This window comes from Paenibacillus humicus NBRC 102415 (assembly GCF_004000905.1).
Classification (GTDB): domain Bacteria; phylum Bacillota; class Bacilli; order Paenibacillales; family Paenibacillaceae; genus Paenibacillus_O; species Paenibacillus_O humicus.
Genome location: NZ_BIMD01000082.1, coordinates 1 through 11,546, shown reverse-complemented (window position 1 = coordinate 11,546; position 11,546 = coordinate 1). Strand labels below are relative to the sequence as shown.

Genomic DNA, 11,546 nt, shown 5'->3' with positions numbered 1-11,546 from the left:
GGGCAAGGCAGAAATTCTGCCTTGCCCCGCCCTTTTTTTCCGATGACCGCCTACCCCCGCAGGAACAGCGCGCCTACCGCCAGCGACAGCAGGATGCCCCATACGGCGTTCAGCTTCAGATATTGAACCATGATGAAAAAGACGGCCGCGATCAGAAACGGCAGGAAGCTGACGATCCCGTTCGCCGGCTTGAAGGCGAACTTGGAGAAATCATAGGCCAGCATCGCCATCATGACGAAGATGACGGGCTGGATGCCCTTGATCATTCCTTTGATGACGGGGTTGTCGCTCAGCTTGATCATGATGCCGGAGAGTGCGACCATGACGAGCGCCGTCGGCAGCACGACCGCGACGAGTGCGACGGCGCTGCCCGCCACTCCGCCGACCTTGTAGCCGATATAACCGGCAAGCTTGGTCGCGATCGGTCCCGGCAGCGCGTTGCCGAACGCCAGCGCCTTGCCGAATTCCTCCGAGCTCATCCAGCCGTAGCGGTTGACGACCTGATCCTGGTAGATCGGAATGATGGACGGCCCGCCGCCGTAGCCGAGCAGCGTGGCGACGCCGAAAGAGTAGAACAAATTCCATAATGTAGAGAGCATAAGACGAACTTCCTTTCCTAGTGGAGCCGAGCCGGCCTACCAGCCGATGGCCATGCCGTCCCCTCTTGGATCGGCCGCGCCGGTCAGCAGCCCCTCGCCGCTGATGACGATGCCCTGCGACTGGCCGGTGACGCCGTCCCAGGCTCCGACGAGCTCGACCGCGTGGCCCCACTGCTCCAGCGTCCGGGCGGTCTGCTCCAGACCGCGGTTCTCCAGCTTGAGCGAATCGCTGCCCGAGCCCCAGGTCCGGCCGTAGATCCAGCGTGGCAGCGCCAGCGCTTCCTGGATGCTGCAGCCGTAGTCGAGCAGGCCGGTGATGACCGACAGCTGCGTCTGCGGCTGGCCTTCGCCGCCCTGCGTGCCGACGAGGGCGTACGGCTTGCCGTCCCTCGTAATCATGGCCGGCATCAGCGTATGGAACGAGCGCTTGCCGGGCGCGAGCACATTGGGACGCGCCGGATCCAGCGAGAAGAACGAGCCCCGGTTCTGCATGAGCACGCCGGTCTCCTCGGGCATGTAGGCCGCCCCAAAATCATAATACAAGCTTTGGATAAAAGATACCGCGTTTCCTTCCCCGTCCACGACTGCCGCATACGCGGTATCCTGGCCCATCGCCGGAGACAGATGGGGAGCCGGATCGGGGAAGCTGCGGTCGATTTCCTCATACAAATGCCTGGCATAGGATTTGGACAGCAGCCGCTCCAGCGGGATATGCGCGAAGTCGGGATCCGTCAAATAGCGGTCGCGGTCGCGGAACGTCTTTTTGACCGTCTCGGCCATGAGATGGTAGAACTCCGCGGATTCCCTCGGCACGGCCGACAAATCCGTATTTTCCAGCACGTTCAGCATCATGAGCGCCGAGAACCCCTGCGAGTTCGGCGGCATCTGATGAACGTCATAGCCCCGGTAGTTGACGGAGATCGGCTTCACCCATTCGCCTTGATGGGAGGCGAAGTCCCCTTCCGTCAGCAGGCCGCCGTCGCGCCGCATGCCGTCTACGATCCTCTGCATGACGGAACCGGAATAAAAGGCGTCCCGGCCGCCGGCCTGCAGCTCCCGCAGCGTGCGGGCCAGCTCCGTCTGGATCAGCCGGTCGCCGATGCCGAGCAGAATGCCATGAGGGAGGTAGATCTCCGCGAGCGGAGCGCAGGCCGCAAGCTCCTTCCCGTTCGCGAGCATCCAGCGATGCAGGTTCGGAGAGACCGGGAAGCCCTTCTCCGCATACTGGACGGCGGGCTCCAGCAGCTCTTCCCACGGAAGGCGTCCGCTGCGCCGCCATACTTCCCACCAGGCGTCGACCATGCCCGGCACCGTGATGGAGCTGCGCACCCCGCGCTGGGGAATGGCGCTCTCCCCCGCATCGAGGTAAACGCCGGGATGCAGCCCGCTGCCGGCGCGGCCGCTGCCGTTGTATCCTTGCAGCCCGCCGCTCGCCGCATCGTAGAGCATGAAAAAGCTGTCTCCCCCGACACCGGTCATATGGGGATACACGACTCCAAGCGACGCGCTGATCGCTACCGCCGCATCGGCGGCGCTGCCTCCGCGCCGGATCATGTCGCGTCCGACCTCGCTCGCGATGTAGTGGGGAGCCGCCACCATGCCCTGGTAGCCCATCGGCATGACCGGCTTCATGACACCGCCTCCTCATAAGCCTGCAGCGCCGCCTGCACGGCCGCTCCTGCAGGCAGGTCGGCCCCGTGCCGCAGCAGCACCGCCTCCAGCGCACCGAGCAGCAGCAGAACGTTGCGCCTGCTGCAGCTGTAGCCCATCGTGCCGATCCGCCAGATCCTCCCCTTGAGCGGACCGAAGGAGCTCGCGATCTCGATGCCGAACTGCTCCAGCAGCATGGACCGCACCGATTCGCCGTCGATGCCGGCCGGTATCTCGATGCAGGTGACGACCGCCAGCTTGCAGGCCGGATCTCCGTAGAAGACATGGCCCATGGCGCCAAGGCCTGCCATCAGCGCTCCTTCATGGAGACGGTGGCGGGCGAAGCGGGCTTCCAGCCCTTCCTCCAGCACGAGGCGCACGCCTTCGCGGAGCGCATACAGCATGGAGGTCATCTCGGTATGGTGGTTGAGCCGTGCCGGACTCCAGTAATCCTGCAGCTGGCCGAGATCGAGGTAGTTGCTGCGGATGACGCTCCGCCCTCCCTCCGCCTCGGCAGGCGGCTGCAGCAAGGCGCGCCTTGTTGTGGCAGAGCTTGCGCTGGATGCGGATGGCGCTGACGGGGATGATGCTGACACGGATGGCGCATAGGCAGCCGGCGCCTGCAGGCCGCGCTCCACCCGCTTGCGCGCGAGCAGCTTGCGTTCGGCGCGGTCGTTGTAGGTGACCGGCGCCATGCCGGACGGCACGGAGAGGCACTTCTGCGCCCCTCCGATGACGGCATCCAGGCACCAGGCATCGGTCTCGACCGGCACGCCGCCGAGCGTGGCGACGGCGTCCACGGCGATCAGAATATCCCGGTCCCGGCAGGCGCGGCCGATCTCGGCGAGCGGCTGCACACGGCCCGTCGATGTTTCGCCGTGTACGATCAGCACAACCTGCGGCCTGCATTCCTCGATAGCGGCGATGACTTCGTTGGATTCAAAGACAGTGCCCCATTCTTTCTCTATTGTATAAACCTCCGCCCCGAGCCTCTGGGCGATTTCCTGCAGCAAATAGCCGAACCGTCCGAAAATCGGGACGAGCACCCGGTCTCCCGGCTCGATCAGAGCGGTCAGCACCGCCTCGATGCCGGATCTGGACGTGCCGTCGACCGGATAAGCCCAGCGGTTCGTCGTCCGGAACAGCTCCCGCAGCATCTCCATCGTCTCGTTCATGAGGCCCGTGAACTCCGGATCGAACTGGCCGAGGATGCCGTGGCTCATCGCCCGCAGCACCCGGGGATCGACCTCCACAGGTCCAGGCGTCATGATGATTCTCGGAGACGGGGACAGGTCGGCATATCGTTTCATGGCACTCTCTCCTCATAAGCAAGCTCGTATAATACGTCCATCAAAACGGCCAGCCCCCGCTTCAGGTCCTCAGGCTCCGTATATTCCAGCGGGGAATGGCTGATGCCGCCGCGGCTCGGCACGAACAGCATCGCGGTCGGGCAGATGCCCTGCAGCAGCTGCGCGTCATGCCCGGCTCCGCTCGCCATCCGGCGGCTGCAGAGGCCGAGGCCCGCAGCCGAAGCTTCCAGCATGGCCGCAAGGCCGGGATGCATCGGAGCCGGAGCCGCATCCATCCACAGCGTGGATTCCAGCTTCAAGCCGCGGCGGTCCGCGATCGCGCCGAAGGTGCGGAGCAGCCCGCTGCAAAAGGCGTCCAGCCCGGCTGCATCGTCATGCCGCACATCCAGCGTGAATGCCGCCTCGCCCGGCACGACGTTGACCGTGCCCGGCTGCACCTCTATGCGCCCGCAGGTCGCGACGAGCGGATCTCCATGCTCCCGCGCCGCCTTCTCGGCGGCGAGCAGCATTTCCGCCGCTCCCGCCAGCGCGTCGCGCCGCAGCCCCATCGGCGTCGTCCCGGCGTGATTCGCCTCGCCGGCCAGCGTCATCGCGTAGCGCCGCTGGCCGACGATGGCCTCCACGATGCCGACATCGTCGCCGGTCCGCTCCAGCACGACGCCTTGCTCGATATGAAGCTCGACAAAGGCATCCAGGTCATGCCGCCGCGGATCCGGCAGGCTCTCCCCGCCGAAGCCGGCTCCATGCATCGCCTCCTCCAGCGTCGCTCCATCCGCGTCGCGGTATCTCCCCGCGTCCGCAGGACCGTACCGTCCCGTCAGATTGCCGGATCCCCAGTACGACAACGGAAACCGGCTGCCTTCCTCCTCGCACAGAGATACGACCTCCAGCGTCCGGCGCGGCGGCCCATAGAGCCGGTTGAGCGCATCCAGCGCGGCGATGCCGGCGGCGATGCCGTAAGCGCCGTCGTAACGGCCGCCCCGGCGGACCGTGTCCACATGCGAGCCGGTCAGAATCGTCCGCCCGCCATCCCTTCCGGGCAGCCGCCCGTACAGGCTGCCGGTCCGGTCCCAGCGCGTCTCCAGGCCGAGGCCGGCAAGCCGCGCCTCCAGATGGCGCTGGGCATCCAGCCAAGCCTCGTCGTAGAGCAGCCTCGTTACGCCGGCCGGAACTCCCGCCATGTCCGGCTGTTCCTTCGCATCGCCCCGCCTGGCTTCCGCTTTGCCCGGCCGTTCTCCCGAACCGCCGGAATCAGCCTCCGCAGCAGCCGTCCGAGCTTGAGTTTCCGGGCCGGCTGCCATCATTCGAGCTTGAGCTTTCGTGCCGGCCGCCATCCTTTCCGTCCCGGGCAGTTCAGTCCCGGCCTCTTCGGCTCCGATCCGAGCCAGCTCCTCCAGAATATCCATCATGCAGGCTGCCGCCCCGTCCGCGGCGGCAGCCTCTCTATGTCTGGCCATGAGCCGGCCTCCTTTCCCATCCATCAAGCCTTGCCGGCATAGCTGCCGAGGCCGGCGCGTATTCTCGCCCCGCCACCGGGCAGAACGCCGCTTTCCAGGGAATAGGCAAGCTCGCCCCGCAGCAGCGTCCCGGCCACTCTGCAGCCGAATTCCATGCCCTCGTACGGGCTGTGGGGATGCAGGTACTGCAGATGCCTCTTCTCGAGCGTGTAGCGATGCTCCATGTCCACGAGCGCAAGATCGGCGTCGAGTCCGGGAACGATGCCTCCCTTGGCCGCGAAGCCGAAGCGCGCTGCCGGCGCCTGCGACAGCACCCTCGCCACAAGTCCGGCAGGCAGCCCCCTTTTCCCCACGCCTTCGTGGAGCAGCAGCTCCATCGTGCTCTGGGCTCCGGAGATGCCTCCCCAGCCGTCAAAAAAGCTCAGCCCGGGAGCTTCCTTCAGCTCGAAGGGCGAGGGGGAATGATCCGAGGCGACGAGATCGATCATGCCCGCGGCAAGCTGCTCCCACAGGCGGTCCCTGCTCTCCGCGCCGCGCAGCGGAGGAGCGCATTTGGCGACGGCTCCCAGCCTGGCCATATCCTCCTCGGTCAGCATCAGATAGTGCGGACAAGTCTCCACCGTGACGTCCATTCCGCTCTTCTTGGCGCTATGGATCAGCTCTACGGAATCAGGATGGCTGATATGCACGAAATGGAGGCGGCATCCGGTCCTGCCGGCGTAGAAGAGCGCCCGGTTGACCGCCTCGAGCTCCGCGATCGGCGGACGAGACGCCGCAAAATCAAGTGCGCCCGTACGCCCTTCGCGCCGCATGGCATCTCCGAGAGCCGTCGTCATGCTGTCGTTCTCCGCATGCAGCGCCAGCACCCCGCCGAAGGAGGCGATCCGGCGCATCCCTTCATACAAGGTCCAGTCGTCGGCCTCGACGAAGCGGCCCTCCCCTTCGCCGCCCGGCTTGGAGACGAACGCCTTGAAGCCGACGACGCCCGCCTCGGCCATCGGCTCGAGCTCCTGCAGCTTGCCGGGCACAAGCCCTCCCCAGAAGGCGTAATCGACCGCCGACCTGCCCTCGGCCGCCTCCGCCTTCAGCGCGAGCGCCGCGGTATCCACCGTCGCGGGCAAGCCGTTCAGCGGCATGTCGGCATACGCGGTGAAGCCGCCGGCGGCCAGCGCCGCGGAGCCGGTCGGAAACCCTTCCCAGTGGCCCATGTTCGGCTCGTTGAAATGGACATGGACGTCGATGCCGCCGGGCATGACCAGGCAGCCCCCGGCATCGATGATTTCCGCTCCGGCCGCTTCCAGCCCGGTTCCGACTGCTGCGATCCGGCCGCCGCAGATGCCGATGTCCGCCTGCTGCGGCTCGTCATGGCCGGGCAGCACGACAAGGCCGCCGCGCACGATCTTTTGGAATCCGCGTTCTTCCATTCCATCCGCCTCTTTTCATGTGATGGTCAGCTTCCTCTATAACTGCTGTATCCGCCAGGAGCGACGAGCAGCGGAACATGGTAATTTCCGCCGGCAGCCGTCACGGTGAAGCGGATCGGAATCTGCTCCAGAAAAAGTTCCCCGGCCGCTCCGGCCCGCCCTTCCACACCTGGCTCCAGGGATCGGAAGTAATCGCCTGCGAAAAACAGCAGCTCGTAAACGCCCGGCGTCAACGCTTCGCCCTCGAGCAAAGGCTGATCCAGCCTTCCGTCCTCGTTCGTGGAGCGTTCCCGAATGATGCCTTTGCCGCCGGCGCCCGCCAGCCGCGCAAGCTGCAGCTTCATGCCGGCAGCCGGGCCGCCATGGGCCATATCCAGCACATGGGTCGTCAATTTCCCTTCCATTCAAGCTCCTCCTCGAATTGACCTCGCTTCGCTGCCCGAGCTCCCCGGCCCCAGGCGGCCTGTCGTCATTCCGCGACCAGATCAGCGAGCCGGAAGCCGGTAATGCGCGCGATTTCCCGCAGCGCCTGGTCGAGCTCCTCTCCGCGCTCCCTGACTGCGCGCTCGGCCAGCGAAGCGAGGATGTCGTCCTTGTTCTTGCCCCGCACCGCCAAAATGAACGGAAAGCCGAAGCGGCCGACATAGTCCCGGTTCAGCGAGCTGAACCGCTCGTATTCCTCCGGGCTCAGGCTGTCCAGACCCGCTCCCTTCTGCTCCGATACGGACAGCTCGCTCATCGCCAGCTTCGTGCCGAGATCGGGATGGCAGCGCAGCAGCGCCAGCAGCTCCTCTTCCGGCGCGCTCCGGGCGGCATTCACCATGGCCGCATGCAGCTCCTCCGCAGATTCGAACGGCCGCAGCGGCTCGACTGCCCCGGCTACCCAGGGAGAATGCTCGAAGATGCCGCCGAGAGCTTCCACGAATGATGCGGCAGGCAATCCGTTCAGCTGCTCCATCGTCCACTTCGCGCTCACGACCAGTACCCCTCGTGGACGGCGACGACAGCCTCCTCGATCTCGGCGAACGGGCCGATGACCGTCACCGGCTTGCTTCCGGCCGCGAACACTTCCCGGCACGGCAGATCGAGCGTCGGATTCTGCTCGTCGTCGCCGGTCATTTCCAGCAGCCGCTTCTCGCTGATGCCGTAGACGACCGTACCGAGATTGCCCCAATAGATCGATCCCGCGCACATGGCGCAGGGCTCGACCGTCGTGTACATGACACAGTCCCACAGGAACTTCCTGTCATAGACGGCGGAGGCCCGCTCCATCAGCGTCGTTTCCGCATGTCCGGTGCAATTGCTCTCCGTAATCTCGATGTTGCCCTGCTCCAGCAGCACGCGGCCTTCCTTGTCGACGAGAATCGCTCCGAACGGCGTGTTGCCCTGCGCCCTCGCCCGCTTCGATACCTCCACTGCAAGCTGCAAATAAGGCAGATGGTCTTTTGGCTCCATTCCTTTTCCTCTCCTGACTTCTCTATGATATTAGGGCTGGTTCCGATGGCGTGCTTCTCTGACCCTTGCACAGCTCCAAGGACGAAAGCTCCCTGCCCTTCCGGCTTCGGACTATTCGGCGGGAGGCATCTCGCCCTGTCCTTCCGAGGCTCTGCATACGGCCCGGAATATGCTTCCGTACCCGGTGCATCGGCAAATATTGCCGGCCAGCGCCTCCTCCGTCTCCAAACGGCTCGGGCACGGATTATGCTCCAGCAGCGAAGAGACGGAGATGACCATTCCCGGCGTGCAGTAGCCGCATTGAAAGCCTCCTTCCTGAAGAAAAGCCGCCTTGACCCGGCCGGCCCGCTCTCCCTGCAGCCCCTCGATCGTCACCAGATCCGCGCCGCTGCATTGGTAAGCCGACAGCAGGCAGCTGTTGACCGGCTCTCCGTCCAGCAGCACCATGCAGGCTCCGCAGCGTCCGATTTCACAGGAGCGCTTGGTCCCCGTCAGGCCCAGATCCTCCCGTAGCAACGTGAGCATGCGGCGGGCGGGCCATGTTCCGATCGTCCGCTCTTCGCCGTTGAGGCGGAACGTCAGCTCGAACGGCGGCTCCCCGCCGCCTTCCTCCTCCACCGGCTCCGGCATGGAAGGCTCCTGCGGCCCGCTCTCTTCCGCTATCCGTTCATCCTGGATCGAAGCCGCTGCCGAATGCCTTTTGATCTCCAGCTTCGCCTCGCCCTCGGGATATTTCGGGCTGTCGTTATCCGGCATCCGCTTCCCCTCCTTCCGTCTCCGCCTGCGTCTCTGCCTGGAAAGAACGCTGGAGCAGCTCCGGCTGTACCGGAAGCTTCCTTACCCGGATGCCGGTCGCTTGCCGGATCGCAGCCGCGATGGCGGGAGACAGCGCGACCGAGCCGATCTCCCCGACTCCGCGGGGACCGTAGGCATCGTCCTCCGGCAGCTCCTCGATGGCCTCCACCGTCAACCGCCCGCTGTCCGCCGCCGTCGGCACGAGATACGTATCGAGGTTGCGGGTCAGATACCGTCCCTCTTCCATGACGGCATCCTCGCACAGCGCGAAGCCTAGCGCCATGGAGGCTCCTCCTTCGATCTGACCGAGATAGCCTTGCGGATTGGCAACGGGGCCGGCGGCTACGGCGTGGTACTGATCGGTCACCTTGGCCCTGCCGGTCAGCAGGTCGACCTCCACACGGGCTGCCACTGCGGCATAAGTGTAGAGGAAGTGGGCTCCGACATGCTTTTTCGTCGTCACAGGGTAATGAAACGTCGTCTCGCAGATCAGCGTGCGGCCGGACGCGCGCAGGCGCTGCGACAGCTCCAGGTAAGAGAGGATCAGCCCTCCCTGCCGATCGCGGACTCCTCCCTCGCCGGTCTCCAGCTCCTCGGGCCGGAGGCCCGAAGCATCGGATGCTTCTTCCTTGAGGCGCCGCGTCAGCTCCGGGCGCAGCCTGCGCAGCGCCATCCACATCATGCTCGTCGCCCGGGAGGCCGTGCTGGAGCCGCTGTTCGGAACCTTGTCGGTGTCCCCGATGACGACGCGCACATCGGCGGCCCCGAACCCGAACTGCTCGATCAGCATCCCCTGCAGCGTGGCGATCAGCCCTTGGCCGAATTCCTCGTAGCCGAAAACCGCCTCGATTACGCCATCCTCCGCAAGCTGCAGAATGCCTCCCGCCGGATCCGGAATGCCATAGCCGAGACCGGCTCCGTGCATCGTGATCGCGGCTCCGACGCCGGTCCGGATCCACGGCTTCTTGCCGGGGCTGGAATCTTTCTCCTCAAGCTTCTCCCGGCCCTGCCTCCAGAGCGGGCTCCGCTCCAGCGCTTCCCACACCTGCCGCGCTCCGTCCGTCTGCGCGATCGGCTGGCCGAGCGGTCCCGGATCCCCCGTCCGGCGCATGTTGAGCCGCCGGAACTCCCATGGATCCATTCCATGCAGCTCCGCCAGCTCATCCATCTGCCCCTCCAGGGCGAAGATGGCCTGATTGCCGCCAAAGCCGCGGAATTCCCCGGATACGCCGTTGTTCGTATACACCGCCGAGCCCTCCACATCGAGATTCGGATGAAGATAGGGTCCGATGACATGCTCGGTAGAGAAATTGAGCACTTCGGCTCCCAGCGTGGCGTAAGCCCCCGTATCGGATAAAATGCGCGCCCGGTGGGCCAGCAGCCTGCCGTCCTTTCCTGTGCCCGTCTTCATGGAGATGATCATCGGATGGCGCTTCAGCCCTGCCCGGACGGATTCCATGCGGGAATTGTGCAGGCGCACCGGCCGGCCCGTCGCCAGCGCGAGCAGGCAGCCGTAAGGCTGGACGTTCAATTCATCCTTGCCTCCGAAGGAGCCGCCGATCGGACTGGATACGACGCGGATCCGCTCCTCCTCCCAGTTCAGGATGCGCGCCAGCTGCATCCGGTCCATCAGGCCGTGCTGAGTCGCCGAATACACGGTCAGCCTGCCATCCTTCTCCGGTATGAAGAGGCCGCCCTCGGTTTCCATGTAGGTATGCATCTGGCGGGGAGTGGAATAGACGTTCTCGACGATATGACGGCATCCGGCGAAAGCCGCCTCCGCATCCCCCGTCTTGTATTCCGTCCGATGCAGCAGATTGCCGTCCTCATGCAGGCGCGGGGCCTCCTCAGCCAGCGCCTGCGCAGGATCGCTCAGCACCGGCAGCGGCTCGTAGTCCACCTCGATGAGGGCGAGCGCAGCTTCCGCAAGCTCGTCGCTGTCCGCGGCGACCGCCGCCACAGCGTCCCCGATATACCGGACCCGGTCCTCGCAGAACACGGGCTGATGGGGAAAAGCGATGCCGAATCGGTTCAGGCCCGGTACGTCCTTATGGGTAAGCACCGCATGCACGCCGGGCAGCGCCAGCGCCTTATCGATAGAGATCGCCTTGATCGCCGCGTGGGGATGGGCGCTTCGGAGCACGCGTCCGCACAGCGCGTCCGGAAGCTTCATGTCGGTCAAATACGTCAGCCTTCCGTTCACCTTGTCCGGACCGTCCGGCCGGGTCCGCCAGCGCTCTCCGCTGGTCTCACGGTCAAGAATCATCGCGTCCCTCTCCTTCCGGTATGGTAAAAAGAGCAAAAAGCGGATTGCAGGAAAGCCGAAAACGGATGGCTAGCCTATGGAGCAAGTGGCCCCAACTCCGAAAACGAATTGCTGGACGCGGGCAGGCCCATCTCCGAAAACGGATGGCTCCTCCGATCGCTGTTGAAGACGGATTTCTTGATTTTTCACCCTTGATAAGGGGAAATCCGTCTTCAAAGGCGAACGCTGCCGCTTCTCCAGAGCACATCCGTTCTTCTCCGTACCCTTTCTCCAGCAGTTGCGGCTGCAAGCTCTCCGTACACGCAGCGGCTTCGCCCGCTGCCCGCCATTCACATTTTTGGCTGAAGCCGGAAGCCGGCTTCCCGCCTGCACCTCCGCTCCGCCGAAGCCGGCAACCCCTGCCAGGCCGAACTCCGTTCGGCCGAAGCCGGGAGTCAGCTTCCGCTCCAAGCCTCCCACACCGCTGCCGCAGCAAGATTGGCCGCCGTCCGCCGGCGGTAATCGGCATCCGCGAAGACGTCGCCGGCGGGCAGGAACTCGGCCAGCGCAGCAGCATGGACGGCAGCGGCGGCTTCGGCCGCGCTCGCGCC

Annotated in this window: 10 protein-coding genes; all 10 read right to left on the bottom strand. The window is 65.3% G+C overall.

Annotated features, from left to right (window positions below; all coding sequences use genetic code 11):
• Positions 1-50: 50 nt before the first annotated feature.
• Entirely contained in the window at positions 51-599 is a 549-nt protein-coding gene (locus PHU01S_RS24920; RefSeq protein WP_048747368.1) for a chromate transporter, read from the bottom strand.
• Positions 600-635: 36 nt separating this feature from the next.
• Positions 636-2,231, bottom strand: a complete 1,596-nt coding sequence (ggt, locus tag PHU01S_RS24915; protein ID WP_127510412.1) for a gamma-glutamyltransferase — start codon at positions 2,229-2,231, stop codon at positions 636-638.
• Positions 2,228-3,559 carry a pyridoxal-phosphate-dependent aminotransferase family protein gene (locus PHU01S_RS24910; RefSeq protein ID WP_049868004.1) on the bottom strand — a complete coding sequence of 444 codons (1,332 nt, stop codon included), beginning with the start codon at positions 3,557-3,559 and terminating at the stop codon, positions 2,228-2,230. Before PHU01S_RS24910 ends, ggt begins: the two co-directional genes overlap by 4 nt.
• Positions 3,556-5,016 (bottom strand): Zn-dependent hydrolase, encoded by a 1,461-nt coding sequence (locus PHU01S_RS24905; RefSeq protein WP_164763199.1) that lies wholly within the window; start codon positions 5,014-5,016, stop codon positions 3,556-3,558. The genes PHU01S_RS24910 and PHU01S_RS24905 overlap by 4 nt, the downstream gene beginning before the upstream one ends.
• 23 nt (positions 5,017-5,039) lie before the next feature.
• Complete coding sequence (gene allB, locus PHU01S_RS24900; RefSeq protein ID WP_127510408.1) at positions 5,040-6,440, bottom strand: allantoinase AllB; 1,401 nt, start codon at positions 6,438-6,440, stop codon at positions 5,040-5,042.
• A gap of 26 nt (positions 6,441-6,466) precedes the next feature.
• On the bottom strand, positions 6,467-6,844 hold the full coding sequence (gene uraH, locus PHU01S_RS24895; protein ID WP_021881868.1) for a hydroxyisourate hydrolase: 378 nt from the start codon (positions 6,842-6,844) through the stop codon (positions 6,467-6,469).
• Between the two features lie 65 nt (positions 6,845-6,909).
• Positions 6,910-7,416 carry a 2-oxo-4-hydroxy-4-carboxy-5-ureidoimidazoline decarboxylase gene (gene uraD / locus PHU01S_RS24890; RefSeq protein ID WP_246029338.1) on the bottom strand — a complete coding sequence of 169 codons (507 nt, stop codon included), beginning with the start codon at positions 7,414-7,416 and terminating at the stop codon, positions 6,910-6,912.
• Complete coding sequence (locus PHU01S_RS24885) at positions 7,413-7,895, bottom strand: nucleoside deaminase (RefSeq protein WP_127510406.1); 483 nt, start codon at positions 7,893-7,895, stop codon at positions 7,413-7,415. Before PHU01S_RS24885 ends, uraD begins: the two co-directional genes overlap by 4 nt.
• A 111-nt stretch (positions 7,896-8,006) precedes the next feature.
• The gene (locus tag PHU01S_RS24880; protein WP_373864561.1) at positions 8,007-8,651 is read right to left on the bottom strand and encodes a (2Fe-2S)-binding protein; all 645 of its coding nucleotides are present in this window, start codon (positions 8,649-8,651) and stop codon (positions 8,007-8,009) included.
• A complete protein-coding gene (gene pucD / locus PHU01S_RS24875) occupies positions 8,641-10,956 on the bottom strand; it encodes a xanthine dehydrogenase subunit D (RefSeq protein WP_127510404.1) in 2,316 nt (771 codons plus the stop codon). The genes PHU01S_RS24880 and pucD overlap by 11 nt, the downstream gene beginning before the upstream one ends.
• Between the last annotated feature and the right edge of the window lie 590 nt (positions 10,957-11,546).

Coding starts and splice junctions, on each gene's coding strand:
- PHU01S_RS24920 (WP_048747368.1), bottom strand. CDS start 599: ATGCTCTCTACATTATGGAATTTGTTCTACTCTTTCGGCGTCGCCACG.
- ggt (WP_127510412.1), bottom strand. CDS start 2,231: ATGAAGCCGGTCATGCCGATGGGCTACCAGGGCATGGTGGCGGCTCCC.
- PHU01S_RS24910 (WP_049868004.1), bottom strand. CDS start 3,559: ATGAAACGATATGCCGACCTGTCCCCGTCTCCGAGAATCATCATGACG.
- PHU01S_RS24905 (WP_164763199.1), bottom strand. CDS start 5,016: ATGGCCAGACATAGAGAGGCTGCCGCCGCGGACGGGGCGGCAGCCTGC.
- allB (WP_127510408.1), bottom strand. CDS start 6,440: ATGGAAGAACGCGGATTCCAAAAGATCGTGCGCGGCGGCCTTGTCGTG.
- uraH (WP_021881868.1), bottom strand. CDS start 6,844: ATGGAAGGGAAATTGACGACCCATGTGCTGGATATGGCCCATGGCGGC.
- PHU01S_RS24885 (WP_127510406.1), bottom strand. CDS start 7,895: ATGGAGCCAAAAGACCATCTGCCTTATTTGCAGCTTGCAGTGGAGGTA.
- PHU01S_RS24880 (WP_373864561.1), bottom strand. CDS start 8,651: ATGCCGGATAACGACAGCCCGAAATATCCCGAGGGCGAGGCGAAGCTG.
- pucD (WP_127510404.1), bottom strand. CDS start 10,956: ATGATTCTTGACCGTGAGACCAGCGGAGAGCGCTGGCGGACCCGGCCG.